At 57.7% G+C, this 22,647-nt stretch carries 12 protein-coding genes and 1 pseudogene; 12 read left to right on the top strand and 1 reads right to left on the bottom strand.

All coding sequences use genetic code 11. The annotated features are described in order from the left end of the window. Positions 1-266: 266 nt before the first annotated feature. The 9 genes from TERRO_RS22085 to TERRO_RS11755 all read left to right on the top strand — a co-directional run bounded on the left by TERRO_RS22085 (position 267) and on the right by TERRO_RS11755 (position 14,792). Complete coding sequence (locus TERRO_RS22085; RefSeq protein ID WP_157178340.1) at positions 267-1,388, top strand: winged helix-turn-helix domain-containing protein; 1,122 nt, start codon at positions 267-269, stop codon at positions 1,386-1,388. A 680-nt stretch (positions 1,389-2,068) separates the two neighbouring features. Beyond that, positions 2,069-2,413, top strand: a complete 345-nt coding sequence (locus TERRO_RS11790) for a PadR family transcriptional regulator (protein WP_014785885.1) — start codon at positions 2,069-2,071, stop codon at positions 2,411-2,413. After that, on the top strand, positions 2,410-5,049 hold the full coding sequence (locus TERRO_RS11785) for an ABC transporter permease (protein WP_014785884.1): 2,640 nt from the start codon (positions 2,410-2,412) through the stop codon (positions 5,047-5,049). The genes TERRO_RS11790 and TERRO_RS11785 overlap by 4 nt, the downstream gene beginning before the upstream one ends. A gap of 337 nt (positions 5,050-5,386) precedes the next feature. Then, complete coding sequence (locus TERRO_RS11780; RefSeq protein WP_014786159.1) at positions 5,387-6,508, top strand: efflux RND transporter periplasmic adaptor subunit; 1,122 nt, start codon at positions 5,387-5,389, stop codon at positions 6,506-6,508. Between the two features lie 23 nt (positions 6,509-6,531). Continuing rightward, positions 6,532-7,296 carry an ABC transporter ATP-binding protein gene (locus TERRO_RS11775; RefSeq protein WP_014785882.1) on the top strand — a complete coding sequence of 255 codons (765 nt, stop codon included), beginning with the start codon at positions 6,532-6,534 and terminating at the stop codon, positions 7,294-7,296. A gap of 44 nt (positions 7,297-7,340) precedes the next feature. After that, positions 7,341-9,896 (top strand): ABC transporter permease, encoded by a 2,556-nt coding sequence (locus TERRO_RS11770; RefSeq protein ID WP_014785881.1) that lies wholly within the window; start codon positions 7,341-7,343, stop codon positions 9,894-9,896. Between the two features lie 304 nt (positions 9,897-10,200). Further along, positions 10,201-11,895, top strand: coding sequence for a TolC family protein (locus tag TERRO_RS11765; RefSeq protein ID WP_014786158.1), 1,695 nt, complete (start codon positions 10,201-10,203; stop codon positions 11,893-11,895). 16 nt (positions 11,896-11,911) lie between these two features. Further along, complete coding sequence (locus tag TERRO_RS11760; protein WP_014785879.1) at positions 11,912-13,330, top strand: sigma-54-dependent transcriptional regulator; 1,419 nt, start codon at positions 11,912-11,914, stop codon at positions 13,328-13,330. After that, a complete protein-coding gene (locus tag TERRO_RS11755; protein WP_169315297.1) occupies positions 13,320-14,792 on the top strand; it encodes a sensor histidine kinase in 1,473 nt (490 codons plus the stop codon). Before TERRO_RS11760 ends, TERRO_RS11755 begins: the two co-directional genes overlap by 11 nt. A gap of 96 nt (positions 14,793-14,888) precedes the next feature. On the opposite strand, the gene TERRO_RS11750 is transcribed toward TERRO_RS11755, so the two are convergent. After that, on the bottom strand, positions 14,889-17,141 hold the full coding sequence (locus TERRO_RS11750) for a GH92 family glycosyl hydrolase (RefSeq protein WP_014785877.1): 2,253 nt from the start codon (positions 17,139-17,141) through the stop codon (positions 14,889-14,891). A 371-nt stretch (positions 17,142-17,512) separates the two neighbouring features. Between TERRO_RS11750 and TERRO_RS22940 the strand changes: the two genes are divergently transcribed. From TERRO_RS22940 to TERRO_RS11740, 3 genes and pseudogenes are all read left to right on the top strand, one after another. Next, positions 17,513-18,154 carry a carboxypeptidase-like regulatory domain-containing protein gene (locus tag TERRO_RS22940; protein ID WP_086011969.1) on the top strand — a complete coding sequence of 214 codons (642 nt, stop codon included), beginning with the start codon at positions 17,513-17,515 and terminating at the stop codon, positions 18,152-18,154. After that, positions 18,084-20,926 (top strand): annotated as a pseudogene (locus tag TERRO_RS11745) (TonB-dependent receptor domain-containing protein). Before TERRO_RS22940 ends, TERRO_RS11745 begins: the two are co-directional and overlap by 71 nt. Positions 20,927-21,063: 137 nt before the next feature. Further along, a complete protein-coding gene (locus TERRO_RS11740; RefSeq protein ID WP_014785876.1) occupies positions 21,064-22,644 on the top strand; it encodes a sulfatase family protein in 1,581 nt (526 codons plus the stop codon). Positions 22,645-22,647 lie beyond the last annotated feature (3 nt).

Below are 22,647 nucleotides of genomic sequence, written 5' to 3'. Positions count from 1 at the left end.
TGCGCGGATGAAACGTTCGACACTCCCATGCAGCTTGAGATGACGCAAGCAAGGGTAGTTATAGGAACGATAGTTTCTTGAAAATGCTTTACTCTCACTGGCCCACCTGGCTTTCGTTCACAGAGCGATACGTTTATTTCCTTTCAAAATACGATTGCTAATACCTTTCATGATCTATATCGTGATGCCCAACCGTCTCTCTATGCGCGCCAAGCTTAGTTCTAGCGCCATGTAAAAAAACTCAAATGGGACGAGAATTGAGGTTGATGATGAGCAGCACGCCGAAAGCGATGTTGCATGATGCTCGTACCCCGGTTCAGGCAATTGGAAGATATTCCCTTCATTCCTTTCCGTTGTGTCTAAAAGACGGACCGCGCGTGTTAGCACTCTCACGGCGTCAATTGGATGTGCTTGCCTTCATTGCCAGAGCTGAAGGGGACGTTGTTTCCAAGTCCGCGATTTTCGAGGCTGTCTGGCACGGAGCATTCGTAGAGCAGGGTAACCTTACTCAGTCGATTTACATGATTCGAAAGGCGATGGGTAAACTTCCGGACGGAAGTGAATTTATCCAAACAGTCTCAGGACATGGGTATCGACTTGCGGCAGCACTTCAAAATCCGGAGGTAGTTCAATCGTTTGTCGAGATGGCACCGTCACGAGTCTGCGATCGAGACCGTCTTCATTCCCGAGAGGGGCGCTTTCACCTGATGGTCGAATCCATTGGGAGTTACGCCCTCTACATGCTCGATTGCCGGGGGCAAGTCCGTTCATGGAATCTCGGCGCGGAGAGGATGAAGGGATACGCTGCAAGCGAAGTTTTGGCTCGCCACTTTTCCATGTTCTATCTGCCCGAAGATGTCGCAAAGCGGATCCCCGATCGCGAGATGTGGGAAGCCGCAGAATGCGGTCGATGCACAGGAGAGAACTGGCACCTAAAGAAGGATGGTGGCCGCTTCTGGGCAAGGTGTGAGATTTCCGGCATGCGTGGGCCTGATGGGAAGTTGCTGGGCTTCGCCAGGATCGTGTTTGACGCGACAGCAGAGAAAACACAGGCAGACAAAGCGCTTTGTATGGGCGCTCTCTGGAAACGCGAAAGGGATCGGCTGCATGCTGCGGCGGAGAGCAGCATGGATGCTCTGTTGATTTGTGAAACGGTCTTCGATGGAAAAGATGAGATAGACGACTTTATCTTCACCTACCTAAACTCAAACGCCAAGAAGTTGGTGATTTCTCACTCTGAATCGATAGCGGAATCGCGGATGAGTCAGTGCTTTCGCGGAAACTGGGATGTAGACCTGTTTGCGGAGTGTAAACGGGTGGCCTTAACAAATCACCCTTTCATTGCCCGATGTCCTTTCAGGCGCACGACGTACCGTGCAGGTGGCTGAAAACGGGTTCAGGTCGTTCGTATAGAGAATGGAGTTTTGATCACCGCGTCAGACATCACGGAACGAGATCTCTTCGAGCTGGGAGGAATGGATTGCGTATGGGTTGGCGGCAACGTGGTGTAAGTCGGGCCGCTGGTGTCAGCGCGAGCTGCCCGATGCCTTCGCAATCTTCTTGTCATAAAGAACTTTGCATCGCTCCACTATTCGTGTTCTTGATGTGAGTGAAGGGAAGGAGACGAAGTATGCCGGAGAATCACTTTATTAGGAATTCTGGGATCGCTTCCATTGACCTTGCTTTGTTGGGGCTTCCCATGTGCTGAATCTGACATCGGCGCAGGATATTGGTCGAGAAGCTGCGTTAAGGAGAGCCGAAGCTGTGAGGCGTTTGGGGTTCTTCGCGGCTCGCAGGACTGATCCGAGCGTAGGCTTCCCGCGGCAGCAAGGCCGCGACTATTTTCTAAAAGCCTCTAAGCAGTCATGACTCCGCGAGCGGCCAAGAGCGTCAACCTCGAGCGAAGAACTACCCCACCCATAAGTGAGAAGGCCTGAAGAAGCCAGAAAGGGAGGAAAGCTGAAGGCCTTTCTCGTAGAAATTATCGATTCTGTCTTATGACGGGTTCTCCCCTTGACATTCGACAAGGGATGGAGGACGCTTGTGTCGAACGTCAAGGGGAGAGTTGATGGCGCCATCCACCGATCTGTTGCAGGGCACGCTTGATGTGCTCATTCTGAAAACACTCGCTCATGCTCCCATGCACGGCTGGGGGATCGCCTCGCGCATTCAACAAATCTCGGAAGATGTGCTGCAGGTGGGCCAGGGGTCGCTCTATCCAGCGCTGCACCGGCTGGAGTACAAGGGCTGGATTGAAGCATCGTGGGGTGCCTCCGACAACAACCGCCGCGCCAAATTCTATGCGCTGACGCCGGTTGGTAAGAAGCAGCTTCGGGCTGAAATTGAGCAGTGGACACGCTTAAGTGCAGCCGTCTCACTCATTCTTGGAGCTACTGCGGAGCAGTTCGCATGATTGCCGCAAGGTTGAGCCGCCTGCGCTTTTTCTTCCGGAAGCGTCCCTCCACAGAGGTTGAGGAGGAGATCCGTGCGCACCTGGCGGAGTCGATGGCCAACAAGATGGGGGCAGGGATGTCCCTGGTCGAAGCGCGTCGTCTGGCACTGATCGAGTTTGGCGGTATCGAGTCGGCGCGGGAGCAAGTCTACCGCCAGCATCCGCGGGCCTGGCTGGATACGCTGCGGCAGGATCTCCGCTTTGCCGCCAGGTCGCTGAAGCGTGATCGTGGTTTTACGACGATTGCGGTCTTGATCCTGGCTCTTGGCATGGGCGCGAATATAGCTGTCTTCAGCTTGGTGAACACGATCCTGCTGAGGCCGCTTCCTTTCCGCAATCCGGGGCAGGTTGTGTGGCTGCAGCCCGCCGAGGCGGGCGGTGGTCTGTCTGGTGCAACATACTCCTCCGACGCGTATGAGGATCTTCGCGATCGCAATCAGTCATTCAGCGGTGTCACTGGATACTTTGCATTTTCCGCGCCGAATAACCTGAAACTTACAGGCTCCGGTATTCCTACGCCGATCACAGGAATCGGTGTTATCCCGAATCTGCTGGATGTGCTGCAAGTGCCGCCACAACTCGGACGCGGCTTTCGCATGGAAGACGGACGCAAAGGTGCGTCGCCTGTGGTGATGCTGTCGCATGCCTTCTGGATGACCCATTTCCACGGGGATCGCGATGTCGTCGATCAGGCGATTTCCGTGGATGGTAAACCTGCAACGATCATTGGTGTGCTGCCTGCCGCCTTCGATTTCGGTGCTACGTTCTCGCCTGGCACGCGCGTCGATGTCCTCTCTCCGTTCAGTCTGGATGAGGGGCGAGACTGGGGTAACATCGTGACGCTTATCGCTCGCCTGAAGCCGGGCGTTACCACGCGGCAGGCTGAGGCCGAGTCAGCGACGCTGTTCCCGCAGCTTTACTGGAGCAAGAAACAGGCGGACAGCAAAGGAGGCTACAAGGCCGTAGCAGCAGTGCCCATGAAGGAGCACGTTGCCGGTCCACTGCGCCGCTCACTGTATGTCTTGTGGAGTGCCGTGGCGATGATTCTTCTGATCGTCTGCGTGAATCTATCGAACCTGCTGCTTGGGCGCGCTGCAACACGCAGTAAGGAGTTTGCGTTGCGCTTTGCCTTAGGTGCGAGTCGTCAACGCATCATTCGGCAACTGCTCACAGAGAGCCTCCTCCTCTCGTTTGCGGGCGCCGCGATTGGTATTGCGCTGGCTGCGGTTGTGACGCAGTGGCTGGCTCATCAGGGTTCACTGGCGTTGCCGCTGATCAGCGAACTGCGCATCGACATGCCCACGCTATTGTGGACGGTGCTGCTTGGCATCGGCGCGACACTGCTCTTTGGTGTTGTCCCCAGTCTTCGTATTACAGCGGATGCGAATCTGCAGGCGACGCTCAAGGACAGCGGTCCTGGAGCAAGCGAGGGGCGGAAGCACGAGGGCCTGCGGAATGCGCTGATCATCTCAGAGGTAGCGCTTGCCTGCGTGCTTGTCGTCGGAGCAGGTCTGTTGCTGCGCAGCTTTTTGAAGGTTATGGAGATTGATCTCGGTTTCCAGCCATCGCACGCCGCAACGATCTCAGTCGAAATGCCGGACCTGAAGACGGGGAAGGCCGGACCCTACTATCGGAATCTGCTGCAGCAGGTCAGTGCGATTCCTGGGATTCAGAGCGCCGGCATCGCTGACAACCTACCGCTCGCGCGTAATCGTACCTGGGGTGCTCCCGGCATCAAGGGCGTGCACTATGGCCCCAACGAGAGGATGCCGACATTCGTGTACATGATCACGCCCGGCTACATGGAGGCCATGGCCATGCATCTTCGCGGACGGGATTTCTCGTGGCAAGACGATGATGCAAGCGAGCCGGTCATCATCCTGAATGAGCGAGCTGCCCGGATGCTGTTTCCGAGTGGAGACGCTTTGGATCACATGGTTGATATGAGCGGAAAAGAACGCCGCATCGTCGGTGTTGTACCCGATGTTCACGAGACGGATGTCGAGGCGAGTTCCGCGTGGCAGGTTTACTTTCCCGTGTCGCAACTCTCCGACATGTCGGGGGTGGAACTGGTTGTGCGTAGCAATCTATCCGCGGCGACACTGCAGCCCACTTTGTTGAAGCTTCTTCGGCGCACTAACCCGGCGCAGGGCGCGGTGGACGTTCGGCCGATGCAGGCGTTGGTCGATCATTCCACTTCACCCCGTCGGTTTTTCGCATGGCTGGTCGGCTTGTTTGCTGCCTCCGGTGTCGTGCTCGCTTGCCTTGGCATCTACGGCGTCATCTCTTATTCGGTGACGCGACAGACGCAAGAGATTGGCATACGCATGGCTCTGGGCGCTAGTCCAGCTTCCGTCTTGCGCTCGGTTCTTCAGCGCACGCTTCGGCTTGCCGGCATCGGTATTGCCGTGGGCACCGTCGCGGCGATCCTCGTTGCGAAGGGTATTGCCGCAATGCTTTACGGAACAGAGGCGACTGATCCGATGACGTTCGCCGCCATGCTGGTGTCGCTCCTTGTGGTTTCACTCGCCGCCGGTTACTTTCCCGCTCGGCGAGCGGCACACATCAATCCTTTGGTCGCACTTCGAACACAGTAAGCAAGCTGAAATGCAGGGCGCAGCGATATCGGTCGCTGTGCCCTCTTTCATTTGTTTGCAAAATCAAGGTGTCCACGAATGGACACCTTGAATCGTGAATGGACACTTTCTCGCGGGCCGCGGTCACTTTCTGCCACGAATGCCAGCGAATCTGCGTATCTACTTTGGCTGCCACCGTGCACTAGGACACCGTACATGGATATCGTTCGACCCGATCTGAAACGAAAGAAGTTTCGTCGCAACGTCATCACTGCCTCAGTGGTAGCGATTCTCGTTGCCGTTGCTGTCCTTTTCCTTCTGCGGCTGAAGCCGGCTTCCCCCACCGGTTGAGGGACCGGTGTTTACCGACGTTGTGAAGCGTGGCCCGATGCTGCGGCAGGTTCGCGGGCCCGGTACTTTGACGCCCCGCGAAGACCGGATTCGCCTGATACCGGCCGAGTCTGAGGCCACGGTGGTTCGGATCCGTGTGCTACCAGGCGCCGTCGTCCACGCAGACACCATCCTGATGGACCTGATCGACCCCGCGACCCAGCAACAACTAATGGATGCTCAGCTTCAGGTGCAGGCGGCGAAGGCAGATCTGAAGAACACCGAGGCAAAGCTGCAGAGCGACCTGATGACGCAGCGCGCGGCCGCCGCGACCGTGCGGCAGGACCAGCACCAGGCCAACCTGCAGGCGCAAACCGACAAGAACCTGCTCGATCTCGGCGTGATCAGCGGCTTGAAATACAACGAGTCACGCGGCAAGGCAGACGAGCTAAACACGCGCAATGACATTGAAGGGCAGCGGCTGCAGTTGAACCAGCAGGCCGTGAAGACGCAGATCGCGGTCCAGCAGGCGAAAGTAGAGCAGGCACAGGCGATGCTTGCACTGAAGCAGCGCCAGACGGATGCACTCAGCGTTCGTGCGGGAATTGACGGTGTTCTTGTCGACCTACCTCATCAGGTCGGCGAACACGTAGACGTTGGCACAACGTTGGCCAAGGTCGTGCAGCCCGATCAGTTGAAAGCATCCCTCAAAATCGCGGAAACGCAGGCGCGCGATATCCAGATTGGACAGCCTGCGGCGATTGATACGCACAACGGCATCATCGCCGGTCAGGTTACGCGGGTCGATCCTGCCGTGCAGAACGGAACCGTTACCGTCGATGTTGCGTTAACAGGATCATTGCCGCAGGGAGCACGCCCGGATCTGAGTGTGGACGGCACGATCGATTTGGATCGCCTCAACGATGTGATCTATGTCGGCCGTCCCGCGCAGGGGAACGAGAACAGCACGCTCAGTCTGTTCAAAGTTCTTCCTGACGGACGGACTGCCGTACGTACCTCAGTGCAGGTGGGACGTGCGTCGGTGAATGCAATCCAGGTGCTGGGCGGGCTGCAACCCGGCGACACCGTAGTGCTGAGCGACATGAGCAAGTGGGACAACAACGATCGCGTCCAGATCGAAAAACAGTGATCCGCGAATGGGAGAGCAACGCCATGACAGTAGCAGCGAACCAGTTGATTCACATCGAGGGGCTGACCAAGGTCTTCTATACAGACGAGATCGAAACGCATGCGCTCAGTGGTGTGCACCTTTCGATCGCACGCGGTGAGTACGTTGCCATGAGCGGCCCGTCCGGTTGCGGCAAGTCCACGCTGCTCTCCATCCTTGGTCTGCTCGACACGTCGACAGCCGGAGAGTACACGCTGAATGGTAAGCAGGTCGCAAATCTGAACTTCGCGGACCGCTCTCGTATTCGGAACCAGGAGATCGGGTTCATCTTTCAGAGCTTCAATCTCATTGGAGACCTGACGGTCTTTGAGAATGTTGAATTGCCCCTTACCTATCGGGCTGGAATGAATGCCTCTGAGCGGAAGGACCGTGTGGTGCAGGCGTTAGAGCGCGTGAACATGGCGCACCGACTCCGCCACTATCCCGCGCAACTGAGTGGAGGTCAACAGCAGCGTGTGGCTGTGGCACGTGCGCTCGCTGGATCTCCCAGCATCCTTCTCGCCGACGAACCGACCGGCAACCTTGATTCCAAGAACGGCGAAGCCGTTATGCGTCTGCTTGCCGATCTGCATGGCGAAGGAGCGACGATCTGCATGGTCACGCACGATCCCCGCTTCGCTGCGCACGCCGACCGCCAGGTTCACTTGTTTGACGGCAAGGTCGTAGCCGAAGGGGAACTGCAGCACCTGATCGCAGAGGCCGACCAGCAATACCAGGCCGGCTACCGCAATGGGAACGCTGTCCTCTAAAACGGACCCGCACCCATCCAGCAGCACGCATCCGGGGAGAGACTATGAACACGATCTTGCAGGACATCCGATATGGCATGCGGCGTTTACGTCGCTCGCCGGGGTTTGCGGCAACAGCGATTCTCACGCTGGCGCTGGGCATTGGTGCGACGACGGCAATTTTTACACTCACCTACCAGGTGCTGCTACGGTCGATGCCGGTCCAGCATCCGGAGCAGATCTACAAGGTGGGGAAGGAGATTGAATGCTGTGTCGACGGCGGATTGCAGAACGACTGGCGCATCTTCTCGAACGATTTGTACCGTTCTCTGCGTGACCAGGTGAGCGGTACGGACGGCATTCTCGCTGTGCAGGCCGGCACGCTCACCGTGACGGCTCGGCGCGCCGGTGACAATGGGGCACAGTCGCTGGACGCTCGGGCAGTCTCTGGAAATTACTTCCAGGTGTTAGGTGTGCAGCCATCTCTTGGAAGGTTGATCACGCCCAATGATGACCAGGAAGGTGCGCCGCCCGTGGTGGTGTTGAGTCACGCCATCTGGCAAGCCAAGTTTCATTCCGATCCGTCGATCGTCGGCCAGGCACTGCTGATGGCAGGGCGACCGGTCACGGTCGTTGGTGTCGCAGCAGAAAACTTTCTGGGAGAGCGAAACGCTGCCGACCCTGCCGGAGTGTGGTTCCCGCTTGCGCATGAACCGTTGCTGGAACCGGAACGAAAGCTGGCGCTGATGCCGAACTCCCACTGGCTGGATCTGTTAGCTCGCATTCCCGACAGCAAGCAAGTGCCGCTCATCCAGAAGTCGATACAGGTCCAGCTTGTCCGGTGGTTGCGGGCGCATCGTGAACCGAGCGACCACACTACGGAAGCAGAATTTGCAAAGCAGACGACGGAGCTCGCCCCTGCGGCAAGCGGCATCAATGACCTTGGCGATCAGTACAAGAGCAGCCTCAACATGCTGATGATGATCGCTGGATTCGTCCTGCTGATTACGTGCGCCAACCTCGCCAACCTGATGCTTGTCCGCGGTATGGCGCGCAGCCAGGAACTGAGTGTCCGCACCGCGTTAGGGGCGCCGCGCTCCCGGCTGATTCGGCAGATGCTGGTCGAATCGTTGCTTCTCTCTCTACTAGGCGGACTGCTCTCTTTGCTCGTCGCTTATGGTGGCGTCAAGGGCATGCTCGCACTCCTTATGAAGGACGTGCAGATCAATCCGCTCCAGGCGTCTCCATCCATTCCGGTGCTGCTCTTTGCTCTGGGGGTCTCGCTCCTCACCGGAGTTTTGTTCGGCATTGCACCGGCCTGGATCGCTACCGCCGCAAATCCTGCGGAAGCCCTACGCGGGGCCAACCGCAGCACAACTGATTCGAGTGCCCGACCACAAAAGGTGCTGGTCATTCTGCAGGCTGCGCTGTCTGTTGCGCTTCTGAGTTCCGCAGGGCTGCTCATCGCAAGCCTGCGGAACCTGGAGCGGCAGGACTTCCACTTTCAGCCGAAGGGGCGGCTCATCGCCTTTATCGACATCCAGGCGTCAGGCATGCCGTATGAGCGGCTCGATGGGCTGTACCGCCAACTGGATCAGGCGTTCCAGGCTGTTCCCACTCTGCATGATTTTTCTTATGCAACTTATAGCCCCATGAGCGACAACAACTGGGGCAGTGGTGTCGCGCTTCCGGGTCAAGACCCATCGGTGCGCAATCAGGGTGCAAGCTATGACGCAGTGAGCCCGCATTTCTTTGACGCGCTCGGAACCCGCATCTTACTGGGCCGGGGAATCACCGATCACGACACCGTTTCCAGTACTCATGTCGCCGTGGTCAACAAACGTTTCGTGGATAAGTATCTTCAGGGCAAGCAGGTCATTGGAGCGCACTTCGGCCCAACTCTGGACCTGGCGCACGAGTTTGAGATCGTTGGCGTTGTCGATGATTCCAAGTACCGCGACCCGAGGGGCGAGGTACGAGGCATGTACTTCCTGCCCATGACACAGATCGTCGATTTCTCACACGTGAATGCGTCGGCGGCAACTATCCAGGATGCCCAACTGAGTCAGCGCTTTTTTCATTACGCCACCGTGCTGATCGTGCGGTATGACGGGGATGCGGCGACGGCTGCCAACACGATGCGTCGCACCTTCCAGTCAGTGAACTCTGATATTCCAATTGCTCAACTGCTGAACTATTCCGATCAGGTCAGCAATCACTTTACGCAGGACGAAACAGTCGTGCGGCTGACTATAGTCTTTGGAGTCCTGGCACTCATACTTGCTTCGCTCGGCATCTACGGAGTCACGGCCTATACGGTTGGCCGCCGTACCAGTGAGATTGGCATCCGCATGGCATTGGGAGCGGACCGCAGCCATGTCCTCATGATGATTCTCCGCGGCGCAATGCAGCAGACCATCCTTGGGCTGCTCATTGGCATCCCGGTCGCGCTGGCTGCAGGTCACCTGTTGCAGTCGCAGCTGTACGGCGTAAAGGGCTGGAATCCGCTGCCGCTTGCCGTCTCAAGCATTCTGCTTTTGCTGAGTGCTCTGGTCGCAGGCGTGGTTCCGGCGCGGCGAGCTTCTTCCATCGAACCGATGCAGGCACTTCGCGCTGAGTAAGCCTCTTAACTGTTTCCTGTCATCAGAAAGCGAGTACCACCGCCGCATGAGATCTGCTCTTAGAAACCCGGGAAGGACAGCCGCTACCGCGACTCTTCTTTTCTTTACATCTCAGTCGTTTGCTCAGGCGGTGGCTCCCTCACAAGGTGCGACGTTGCAGGCGCCTCAGCCTTCCACGCCGCTGACGCTTCCACACTCGCATAACCCGCTTGCTACTTACCGTCCTGCCAGCGTGCCTGCAGCGAATCTTTCAAATTCTCCACGGATCGATGCTTTGATGCATAACGGAGTTCTTGAATTATCGTTGGCCGATGCCATCGCTCTCTCGCTCGAGAATAACCTGGACCTGGCGATTGCACGCTACAACATCCCCATCGCCGAAGCGGATATTGAACGCACCAAGGCCGGCGGCAGCACACGCGGTGTGAATACGGGCGTAGTGCAGAATACCCCCGGGGGCAATGGTGTTGGCGGTTTCGGGTCCAGTTCCACGGGCGCGGGCGCGGGCGGCACCAGTGGAGGAGCCGGCGGCGCGGGCACAGGCGCGTCAGGCCTGGTGCAGTCCACACTCGGCAGCGGTACGGCAGTTAACTCGTACGACCCCATCCTCACCGGCAGTGCAAACGTTCAACATTCCACGAGCCCTCTGTCGAACCTTACGATCTACGGCGTTCCAACGCTTCGCGATAACAGCATCAACGGCACCATCGGTTATCAGCAGTCCTTCAGCACGGGGACGACAGTTTCGTTTACTTATCAAGGAAACAGGCAGACAACAAATAGTCCCTATAGTTTTCTGAACCCGACATTAAATTCCCAGTTCAATTTCGGGATCAATCAACCCTTGCTGGCCGGATTCGGACGTGGCCCGAATCTTCGCTACCTGCGCATTGCGCGAAACAACAAGAAGATTTCGGACGAGGCATTTGAACTACAGGTCATCAGCACGATCACACAGGTGGCGAACCTTTACTGGGATCTCGTTGCTGCCTTTGAAGATGAGCAAGTCAAAGAGCGGACGCTGGGTTTCGCGAATGACACCCTGGATCTCGGTCGGAAACAGCTTGCATTGCAGGCAATCCCCGCACTCGATGTCACGAAGGATGAGGGCGAAGTCGCTCGCGCAGAGGGCGATCTTACGATCGCAAAGTCCGTGCTGCAGTTTCAAGAGTTGCTGATGAAGAATGCGCTCACTCGAAATCTGGACGATCCGACGTTGGAAGTCATGCCCGTTCATCCCACGGACCTGAGTGCGGTTGCGGCGGACAGTGCGCAGGAGGTACAGGCACCCACCGAAATCATCATTAATGACGCGCTTTCTCGCAGGCTCGAACTTAAGATCTCCAGCATCAATCTGAAAAATCGTGACATCAGCCGCGATGCCGTGAACAACGCACTCCTGCCCGCCGTGAATCTCGTCGGTCAGTACGGTGGCGTTGGTCTTGCCGGACTCACGAATCCTGCTTCGACTGGCGGCGTTGTGTCCACCGTTCCAACGGGATACGGTGGCTCCTTCACCAACACCTTCAACAACAGCGCGCCAAACTACTATGTCGGTCTGAACGTGAATGTGCCGATACGCAACCGTCAAGCCAAGAGCGACCAGTATCGTTCGGAGTTGGAGACCTGCCAGGCCGAGATCCTGGTGCAGCAGCAGCGGAAGCAGATCCGCATTGAAGTCCGTAACGCTCAATACGCGCTGCAGCAGGCGCAGGCACGCGTGGCCGCAGCCGCGAAAGCGCGTGATCTTGCGGCAAAGACCTTCGACATCACCGGCAAGGAGCAACAGCTCGGCGCAGGATCAGCGCAGGATACGCTGCTTGCGCGACAGGCACTCGCATCCGCCGAGTCTGCCTTGGTCGCAGCACGAACGGCCTATCAAAAATCGCGCGTCGAGCTGCAGCGCGCAATCGGAACAACATTGGACGATAATGGCGTTTCAGTGGCCTCGGCACGCGTCGGTACCCAGACGTCCCAGGTCATTGCGCCGCAACCCTGAGCGGTTCGCTGAATCTATGAACGCAGAGCCTTCATCACGACGCCATCATGCAGGTGACAACAACTCACCTCGATGTCGCTTACTCATCGCCGACGACCAGCCTTACATCCTTGAGGCGTTGGCGATGTTGCTGCGCGCGGAAGGTTATGTTGTCGATGCGGCGCGGTCGCCTGCGCTGGTGCTCAAATATCTCGAAGACACCGAGTATGACGCGTTACTTATCGATCTGAATTACACACGTGACACCACCAGCGGTGGGGAAGGACTTCAGTTACTCGATACCATCCGTCAAGGGTGCGGTAGCAACAGCGAGAGACTGCCGATCCTTGTTATGACGGCATGGGCCAATGTCGATCTTGCCGTAGAGGCCATGCGTCGGGGCGCCAGCGACTTTGTGCAGAAGCCGTGGGAAAATGCTCGTCTTCTGGCGATCGTTAAAACTCAGATCGACCTCTACCATGCGCATCGCCGCACTCTGCTGCTCGAAGCAGAGAATCGGATCCTGCGCGCGGAGGGAAGCGCTGAGTTCATCGCAACCGCTCCCGCGATGCGTTCGGTACTGGAACTGATGCACCGCATCGGCCCTTCGGACGCGAACGTGCTCATCACGGGTGAGCACGGTACCGGCAAGGAAGTGGTCGCTCAAACCCTCCATCAACTTTCGCTGCGTGCTGGCAAGACGCTGGTCGCAGTCAATACCGGAGCGCTGCCGGACGGCACGTTTGAGAGTGAGCTCTTCGGCCATGTGAAGGGAGCGTTCACGGACGCGCGCGCCGATCGCATTGGACGCTTCGAACTCGCCAGTGGGGGCACTCTTTTCCTGGACGAGATCGCGAACATTCCGCTGCGGCAACAGGCGAAACTGTTGCGCGTCATCGAATCGGGACAGTTGGAGCGTGTCGGATCATCTGTCACGCGCAACGTTGACGTAAGAATGCTCTCGGCAACCAACGCCAACCTCGCGGAGGAGACAGCAGCCGGACGGTTTCGCGAGGATCTCTTCTTCCGCCTCAACACGGTGGAGATTAGACTGCCGCCTTTGCGTGACCGGCGTGAAGATATCCCAGCGCTGGCAGCACACTTCCTGGCCCGCTACGCTGCACGCTACCGCCGACCTGTCGAAGGTTTCGAAGCCGGCGCATTGCAACAGTTGCTGCAGTATGTCTGGCCGGGCAACGTGCGCGAACTGAACCACACGATGGAACGCGCCGTGTTGATGGCGCGCGGCACGCGGATTGCAGCAAGTGAACTCGGCCTCCATCAGAGCGTTCGGCAGGGCAGCTCGAATCTGGATGACATGAGTCTCGAAGAGGTCGAGGCTGTCCTTGTTCGAAAGGCCCTTGCCCGAAACTCCGGCAACGTTAGTCATGCCGCCGAGGCGCTTGGCCTTAGTCGCGGAGCGTTGTATCGTCGCATGGAAAAGCATGGACTCTGATCTTCAAGGCGCAGCTATCACGCCGCCTGTTCCACAAAACGGCACAAGTCGCCGGCGGATGCCCCTGGGCCGAAGGCGAAACAAGCTTAGCTATGAGCGGCGACTACGACTCTGGATAACGTTCTCGTCGCTCCCGGCGCTTCTCACTGTCACCACGTGGTGCTTTCATCAGCAGTTCAACTGGCCACTTCTGACCACATGTTTGTCGGTCGCGTTTGGTGCTTGGCTCTTCGTCACGTCGTTCTTTTTCGAGAGCATGACGCGCCCGTTGCAGACTCTCTCGAACATCGTGTCCTCACTGCGTGAGGAGGATTACACCTTTCGTGCCCGCGGAGCACGGCGCGGCGACTCGATGGGTGACCTGGCGCTTGAGATCAACGCCCTCGCCAGCACATTGCAGCGTCAACGCAACTCTGCCCTGGACGCGCTCGCTCTCGTGGACAGCGTCATTTCCTCAATGCCCGCACCACTGCTTGCCTTTGACGCTTCGGGAAGACTTCGCCTGCTCAATAACGCTGCCGAACGAGCGTTGCATCTTCACCCCCGCTCTGCGCTAGGACAAGATGCATCACAGCTCAAACTCAGTGCGCTCACAGGTCTTCGCGATGGAGAGGTCTATGCGCCAGAAGATGATGGTCGCACGGCCTTAGAAGGATCTCCCGTTCGCTGGTCTGTCCGTCGCTCTACCTTCCGCCTTCAAGGCGTACCACATACGCTCTTCGTGCTCAGCGACGTTGCGGCTGCACTGCGGGAAGAGGAGCGCCTCGCATGGCAGCGCCTGATACGCGTCCTGGGACACGAGATCAATAACTCGCTGACTCCGATCAAATCCATCGCATCCATGTTGCGATCCCGGCCCATCCCCTTCGGGAACAGCAACCACACCACGCAAGATCTGTACGAGTTCCAGCGCGGTCTCGTTGTGATTGAGGATCGCGCGGACTCACTCAATCGTTTCTTGCAGGCCTATCAACAGTTATCGCGTCTACCCCAACCGCGCATGACAGAAGTCGATCTCATGACCTTAGTCGAGCAAACGACGCCGTTGGAGACGAGAGCCGCGGTGCGGGTGCTTCCTTCTCCCGACATTGTGATCCAGGGTGACCCGGACCAGCTACAGCAAGTACTTATCAACCTGCTGAAGAATGCAGCCGAAGCTTCGATCCATACGGAAGCCGCAGACGATGCCGCATTCATCGATCTAAGTTGGACGATCGATGGGGCGTCGCTATCGCTACACATCGTTGATAACGGTGCGGGTTTAGCAAACCCCGAGAACCTTTTCGTACCGTTCTACACCACAAAGGAGCACGGAACGGGCACAGGGCTGACACTGTCAAGGCAGATCATCGCTGCACATGGTGGAGCACTGTCTTTGAGAAATCGGCAAGATTCTACGGGCTGTATCGCCGAAATCTCTCTTCCAATTCAAGCCCGCAGTGACAATAATGAGGTGTTCTAGGGTGAACAGCAAAAGGGCCAAGGCTGCAAGGCACCGGTGGTAGTTCGAAACTACCCTCATAACGTCCGCGAGTCAGGAGATACTTGAGCTTCTCGTCTATGCCTTCACAGCGAAACGCAGATTCCGTGCTCTCAATAGTTCCGCATGCTGCACGAAGTCTCCGCTATGGTCGATGCCATCGATTGACAGGGAAGCACGGTACGGCTTCGTAGCCGGATCTCCCACCGATTCGATCTTCACGGTCTTCCCCTTCAGCCCCAGGCGCACCTCTGCGGACCTCCATAGAGGGGAGCCGAGCATCCATTGCGGTTTGCCCGGGCACAGTGAATACAATCCCAAAGAACTCAGAACATACCATGCGGCCATAGCGCCAGTGTCTTCATCACCGCAGAAGTCTTCCGGAGAGTAGAGATCGGTAAGAACTCTGCGTACCCATTTCTGAGTAAGGTCTGGGCGCCCTCCGATCGTGAACATGTACAGGATGTGGTGGGAAGGCTGGTTGCTATGTGCGTATTGTCCAAATCGCACAGCAGCCATTTCGCTCATCTCGTGGATCTCCTGATGGTAGACACCGACCTCAAATCGAGGTTCCTGCTCCACGCACTTGACGAGTTCGTTGACGAAGACTTCCTTACCCCCGAAAGCCTCCATCATCGCTTCTGGTTCGTGCGGAACGCTCCATCGGTGCTGCCACGCACAGCCCTCTACATACGGTGATCCCCATTGGTACTCGCGAAAGTTCGGAACCCAGGAGCCATCGGAGTTCTTGCCGCGGAAGAACTTTGTGTCCTGATCGAATAGAAGCCGCCAGTCGCGCGAGCGCTTTGCAAACATCGCCGCGTCGTCCGCGTGTCCGAGCTTTGTTGCGATCTGTCCGATGCAAAAGTCACCGTAGTGCGCATCGAGTGATTCGACGCATGCCTGCTCGACCAGATCGTTCGGAACGAACCCAAGTTTTGCGTACGCTGCTTGTCCGCGCCGTCCGTATCCTTTTGCGGGATCACCGGGCTGTGTGGCGTGTTTCTTCAGCAATTGGTATGCGGCTTCCTTGTTGAAGCCTGGGATGTCCTTCACCACCGCATCGGCGAACAACGAATCGATCAACGACCCTGTCATGCATGCACGATATCCCGGGCAAGGGAACTGGGGCATCCATTCTCCCTCGGTACCGGCGTTGACCCAGCTTTGCAGGATCTCGCCCAGCTTTTCCGGATATAGCAGGGTCATCATCGGATACCACGCTCGATACACGTCCCAGTACCCGTGGTCTGCATACATCACGCCCGGTGTGGACTTGCCCGTGTATGGGCTCATATGCACGGTCTTTCCGTCGACATCGATCTCGTGCCAGGTGCGAGGAAAGAGCAGAGTTCTGAAGAGGCAGGAATAGAACGTCCGCATCTGCTTCTCGCTGGCACCCTGGATCTTCACTGCCGACAGGTGCTCTTCCCACATTGATTTTGTCTTCGCCTGGACTGCGTCGAAGGTGCTCGATCCAACCTCGGTGTCGATGTTGCGCTCAGCCTGCTCAAATGACAGGAACGAGTGGGCGACCGCTATCTCCGCCTGTGTAGCGTGTAAGTGAATCAGACCGACTACGCTGGCCGCGTTGTTTCGTCCGGTCCCTGCCGCCTTTAATTCTTTCTGCTCGAACGTAGCGCCTGCTACACCGACGCGAAGTACATAAAACGTCGCGAAGCCAGCGGGCGTTCCTCCGACATTCGCCGATGTCTTCCACCGCAGCACACCCTTGTTGCCATCCCAGGTGAACTCGGCGCCAGGCTCGGGCACATCAATGAGCAGCGAGATTGGCTCGCCGTGACGGCTGATTGTGCGTAGCACGGCACCGCGGCATGTCGGTGTAAGCTCTGCGTCCAACCCGTAGCGAAGCAGGTTCATCTTGAAGCCATACGGATGCGCCACGAGTTCACTCGGTCGATACGATGAGGCGCGAGCACTTGCACGCACTTCTGGCTCGCCCGTCACCGGCATGATGGTGGACCAGCCATAATCGCCAAGCCAGGGACTAAGTTGGTGCGTGCATCGGAAGCCCTGGATCCGCTGGTCCTCTGGCGCGAACATCCACGGGGATCCACCTCTGGATTCGAGCGTCCAGTGCGCCATTCCAAATGGCTCAGCAACGATCGGTAGCGTATTTCCCCGCGAAAACTGAGGATTTGAATGAGTGCCTTGCAGCACATTGACGTAGTCGCTCAGAGGCAGCAAAGGCTTCGGCGATCGGTCCGCAGGCTTCTGCGCAATCCCATTTGTGGCAGGAAGTGTGGGAGCTGCGGCTGCGGCCGCTAATGCGCCACTGCCCTTCAGGAACTGACGTCGCGTTGCTGCCATCGGATCGAATCTCCAGCGGTGCCTTGGTGAGAGCACGAGGTGATGATACGCAATACGGGATCATGAGCGATATGGTCAGTGCGGCTCGCGCATAAAACACTCAGTCCAGGACGGCTCATGCCACGTCGGCGTTTCTCAACATTGTTGCCGTCTGTGGAGTCGTTGGGTCCAAGGGAGAGCTTGACGTCACTGTCGCCTATTTTCCTTTCACACCGTGTTGAAGACGAATCGCCTCTCTGTCGAGGAAGATGGGCCTACGTCTGTCTTCATTGCGGAATGATCCGCAGTGAACGGTGGCCGGATGACCAAAACCATAAGTCTCCTCGTTGACGCGCCGTTCGGTGCCATCGTTTTAATGGAAAGGCCTCCTCATGTCATTTTCAAGCCGGCGCTCTTTGCAGGCGCTGCTCTTCGCTGCAGTGCTTCCAACCCCGTTTTACGCACAATCCGTGACTGCGACCGTAACTGGCACAGTCCACGATCCCTCGGGTGCGTTGATTCAGAACGCGTCGGTAACGGTGACAGACCTCGGTACGAATACCAGCCAGACTGTTACCGCAAACAAAGACGGCGAGTACACCGTCGTGAACCTCGCACCATCCAGCTATCAAATTGAAGTGGATGCAGCAGGATTCCAGCACTACAAGCAGCGTGGCATCACGCTCAATGTCTCGCAGAATGCAAGAATCGATGTGGGCCTGTTGCCCGGCGCGGCGAGCAGCGTTGTCACGGTGGAAGCAGATGCAAATGCAATCGACACGACGGACGTCACCATTTCGTCTGTTGTGACCGGCTCCGAGATCCGGAACCTTCCGCTGAATTCTCGCAATCCCTATTCTCTGATCGCACTGACGCCTGGTTTTGCAGGTTCGGTCGGTAACAATTACAACTCAGTCGGCTATTCCGATCAACGGCACGCGCCAAGGCTACACCGACGTCCTTGTGGACGGCATTCCTGGTGGATTTCCCACGGTCAACGGCAACTCAGGCGTGGGTGTCTTCCCATCCGTTGACGCGATCAACCAGTTCCGTGTGCTGGGACAGAATTATCCCGCAGAGTTTGGCCGCAGCCTAGGCGGCATCCTGAACACTGCCTTTAAGAGCGGCACAAACCGCTTCCACGGCACGCTCTTCGAATTCGCGCGCAATTCTGCTTTGGACGCGAACGACTACTTCTCCAATCGCAACAAGCGGGCGCTGCCTACCTTCCAGCGTAATCAGTTTGGCGGCGTGCTGAACGGCCCCATTCTTCGCGATAAGCTCTTTTTCCTGGTCTCGGCAGAGCTGTTACGCGCTTCGCAGGCCACGCAGACCACGGCATCTGTACCGACATTGCTCCAGCGCCAGGGAGACTTCTCGCAAACCTTCACCTCTGCGGGTGCGCTCGTACAGATCTACGATCCTTTCACCACGCGGTCGAACGGATCAGGCGGCTATGTACGTACCCCCTTCGCCGGCAACGTCATTCCCAAAGCTCGTCAGAGCCGCGTCGCACAGACGTGATGAACTACTACCCGCTGCCCAACATCGCAGGAGACCCTCGCACGGGGCAGAACAACTTCTTCGCCACCAGCACACAGGACAACCGCATCGACAGCTGGGACGTTCGACTGGATGCTCGACTGCCGCACAACCAGACATTGTTCGGCCGCTACTCCGACCGCTTTTACGATGACAACCCACAGCCCTTCTTTCCGACCGCGATCACACAGGCAGAGAACCGGATCGAACAGCGCAACTGGATGCGCAACTTTGTCCTCGGCTACACGGCTACGCCGAAGGCCAGTCTGGTGTATGACGTTCGCCTCGGCTTTGCTCGCGCGTTGTACGACTACCTCAACGCAGGCCTCGGCTTCCAGGCGAGCGACCTGGGCTTGCCCGCGTCCGTCGTGAACGGCGGCGGCCTTCCAGTCTTTCCGGTCGTGACGGCAAGCAGCTATGTGCAGCTTGGCAATGGAGACAATCGCCACAACGCCTTTATGTCCTACAGCCTGTTGCAAAGCCTGACATGGCTGAAGGGAAATCACGTGGTGAAAGCGGGCCTGGATGCACGCATGATCCGCGTGAACGATCGTGAGACACGCGACACATCCGGCAACTATGCATTTACCAACGGCTTCACGCAGGGTCCCAATCCGAACGCGGCGAGCACGGCAGCGGGAAACAGCATCGCGTCGATGCTGCTTGGCACGGGAACGGGAGACCTCATTCAGAACTTTAAAGATGCCGCGACTCAAAGCTTTTACTACGGCGCTTACCTGCAGGATGATTGGCGCATCATGCCCAAGCTGACGCTGAGTATGGGGTTGCGCTATGACCTGGATACACCGCGGACGGAACGCTATAACCGCACGAATTTCTTTGATCCGAATGTTGCGTCACCGGCCCTCGCGCAGGCGTCTGGTCTGTCCGGTCTCAAAGGCGGCCTGGTCTTCGTTGGAGTCGGTGGGCAGGATCGGCACCAGTACTCGACGGACGCGAACAACTTCGCGCCTCGCGTCGGTCTCGCTTACTCCGTCGACAAGAACACCGTGATCCATGCGGGGTTTGCCATGGTGTACGGACCGTCAGCGCAGGCAGCCGCCGGCACCATTGGACCGTTCGGCTTCCGCGTGCAGAATGACTGGGTTGGTTCACTGGACGGCATTACGCCATTGAACACGCTCGATAACCCTTTCCCGAATGGCTTCCAGCCCGCACCGGGCGCCGCACAGGGTGTTGCGACCGGTGCTGGGGGACAGATCCAAGGTGTGTTGCGAAACACGCCCACGCCCTACACAGAGCAGTACACAATCAACGTCGATCGGGAACTGCCTGGAAAGCTCCATGTTCAGGTGGGCTACGTGGGCAATCACGGGGTAAAGCTTCAGCAGAGCCGCGAAGGCGGCATTGACTTCAATCAGCTTCCTGTTTCGGCGTTGGCACTTGGGGCGACTTTGAACGATCTGCTGCCGAACCCTTTCTTCGGCACCATCACGCGCGGTGCACTCTCCGCGGCACGCGTCAGCCGTGCCCAGTTGCTGCGTCCTTACCCGCAATTCACCAGCGTGCAACCGCTCTTTATGACAGGAGCGCAGACGAAGTACAACGCCCTGCAGATCCAGCTCGAAAAGCGGATGAGCTTCGGCCTGGAGGTGAGAGGCAACTATGTCTACTCCAGATCGCGCGACTCAAACGTAACCCACCAGGACAGCTACAACCCGATGTACGACTACGCCATCGCCTCACAGGACGTTCCGCACCGCGTGGTTCTTGCCTACACCTACGAACTCCCCGTCGGCGTGGGCCGATCCTTCGGCACGAACATGAACCGGGCGGTGGACGCACTCATTGGGGGGTGGCAGGTGAACGGCATCACCACACTGCAGAGTGGAACACCACTGCAGGTCACTGCCAGCAATACCTCCGGCCTCGGCAACCCGACGCTGTATGCCAACTGGAACGGCTCAAACCCAACACTTGGCGGCGACATCCACGACCGTCTGACCCGTTCGTTCGATACGTCCGCTTTCACCCAGCCTGCGGCCTTCTCGCTCGGCAACGCACCCGCGTATATTGCGCAGCTCCGTTCGCCTCGCCTGGTGACAACGGACTTCTCGTTGTTCAAAGCCTTCCACCTGCGCGAGACCATGCAGCTGCAGTTACGCGCGGAAGCCTTCAACGTCTTCAACCACGTGCAATTCGGCGCACCCAACACCAGCGTCAACTCCACTGCGTTTGGCACCATCACATCACAGGCCAACACGCCGCGGCAGCTTCAGTTCGGGGCGAAGTTGCTCTTTTAAAGGATCCCAACCTGAACGGCCTCACCATGGTGAGGCCGTTTTCACTTGGAGAGAAGCGGACTCACCTCCGGCGACAACCTCAGTCGGTGCAACAAGGTGCCGTAGCAGTCTAATCTTGATCCGAGGAATTCTTGAAGATGTCCGATCATTCATCCCATGACCTTTCCCGACGAAGCTTCATCGGGACTTCAGCGCTTGCGGCGGGTGCGCTGCTCACAGGCCTCGCTGCTGACGCGGCCCAGACAAAGTCGCGCCCGAATATCTTGTTCATCATGACCGATGACCATGCTGCGCAGGCCATGAGTTGCTATGGCAGCAAGATCAATCAGACACCCAACCTGGATCGGATCGCCAGGGAAGGCATGCGCATGGATCATGTCTTCGCCACCAACGCCATCTGCACTCCCAGCCGCGCCACCATCTTGACCGGCAAGTACAGCCACCTCAACGGTGTGCCGATCTTCAATCGCTTCGATGGCTCGCAACCCACCGTTGCGAAGTATCTGCAAAGCGCCGGCTATCACACCGCGATGATTGGCAAGTGGCACCTTGGCAGCGATCCTACCGGCTTTGACACTTGGAATATTCTCCCCGGACAGGGCGTGTACAACGATCCAGTGTTCTACGACAAGGACGGCTCCACGCAGATCAAGGGCTACTGTACGGACATCATCGCCGATCTGACGATCCGGACACTGAAAGAGCGTCCTCAGGACAAACCCTTCTTCATCATGTCGCACCACAAGGCTCCTCACCGCGAATGGACGCCAGACGAAAAGCACCGAAAGCAATTTGAGAACCTCCACATCCCCGAGCCGGCGACACTACGCGACGACTACGCGGGCCGTACCGATGCTCTGCGAGAACAAAAGCAATCCGTCTTTCGTGACCTGACGCGCGCAGATCTCAAGATCGTTCCACCGGCAGGCCTGTCACCGGAGGACCAGAAGCAGTGGCTGGCTGCAAAGCCGATGGAAGTCGAGATTGAGTCCGACGGCGTGAAGAAAACTATCACCGGCCGGGAGTTGGAAGACTGGAAATACCAGCGTTACATGCGCGACTATCTCGCCTGTGTTCAAAGCGTCGACGATAACGTCGGTCGCGTGCTGGACTGGCTCGACGCCAACGGGCTGCGAGAGAACACCATCGTCATTTACACCAGCGATCAGGGTTTCTTCCTTGGTGAACATGGGCTATTCGACAAACGCTTCATGTACGAGGAGTCGCTCCAGATGCCGTTCGTAGTTCGCTGGCCGGGATTCATCAAGCCCGGCACAGTCTCGAAGGCCATCGGCATCAATTGCGATTTCGCACCCACGTTCCTTGACGCGGCCGGCCGCCCGACGCCCGCCGACATGCAGGGTCGCAGCTTCCTTCCAGTCTGGCAGGGACACACACCCAAAGATTGGCGTCATGCCATGTACTACCGCTACTATCACGATCCAGGCGATCACAACACACGTGCCCACTACGGTGTCCGCACCGAGACGCACAAGCTGATCTATTTCTGGAAGAAGGATCAGTGGGAGTGCTACGACCTCGTGCATGATCCCTCCGAGATGCACAATATCTACAGCGATCCCACTGCACAATCTCTAGTTGCCGCGTTGAAGCGGGAGCTATACCGCCTGAAAAAGGAGCTGAAAGACGACGATCAGTTTGCGGTGACGCAGCCGGAGGATTCATCCTACGTGCAGCCGCCACCCCGAAAACGCTGAGCG

This window comes from Terriglobus roseus DSM 18391 (genome assembly GCF_000265425.1).
In the GTDB taxonomy this organism is placed as follows: domain Bacteria; phylum Acidobacteriota; class Terriglobia; order Terriglobales; family Acidobacteriaceae; genus Terriglobus; species Terriglobus roseus.
Note: the sequence above shows the minus strand (reverse complement) of the source record. Positions and strands in the feature narration are given on the sequence as shown.

Bases quoted from the DNA above. Each gene is read 5' to 3' on its own strand.
- TERRO_RS22940 (WP_086011969.1), top strand. From the start codon at position 17,513: ATGTCATTTTCAAGCCGGCGCTCTTTGCAGGCGCTGCTCTTCGCTGCA.
- TERRO_RS11790 (WP_014785885.1), top strand. From the start codon at position 2,069: ATGGCGCCATCCACCGATCTGTTGCAGGGCACGCTTGATGTGCTCATT.
- TERRO_RS11775 (WP_014785882.1), top strand. From the start codon at position 6,532: ATGACAGTAGCAGCGAACCAGTTGATTCACATCGAGGGGCTGACCAAG.
- TERRO_RS11770 (WP_014785881.1), top strand. From the start codon at position 7,341: ATGAACACGATCTTGCAGGACATCCGATATGGCATGCGGCGTTTACGT.
- TERRO_RS11785 (WP_014785884.1), top strand. From the start codon at position 2,410: ATGATTGCCGCAAGGTTGAGCCGCCTGCGCTTTTTCTTCCGGAAGCGT.
- TERRO_RS22085 (WP_157178340.1), top strand. From the start codon at position 267: ATGATGAGCAGCACGCCGAAAGCGATGTTGCATGATGCTCGTACCCCG.
- TERRO_RS11755 (WP_169315297.1), top strand. From the start codon at position 13,320: ATGGACTCTGATCTTCAAGGCGCAGCTATCACGCCGCCTGTTCCACAA.
- TERRO_RS11750 (WP_014785877.1), bottom strand. From the start codon at position 17,141: ATGGCAGCAACGCGACGTCAGTTCCTGAAGGGCAGTGGCGCATTAGCG.
- TERRO_RS11740 (WP_014785876.1), top strand. From the start codon at position 21,064: ATGTCCGATCATTCATCCCATGACCTTTCCCGACGAAGCTTCATCGGG.
- TERRO_RS11760 (WP_014785879.1), top strand. From the start codon at position 11,912: ATGAACGCAGAGCCTTCATCACGACGCCATCATGCAGGTGACAACAAC.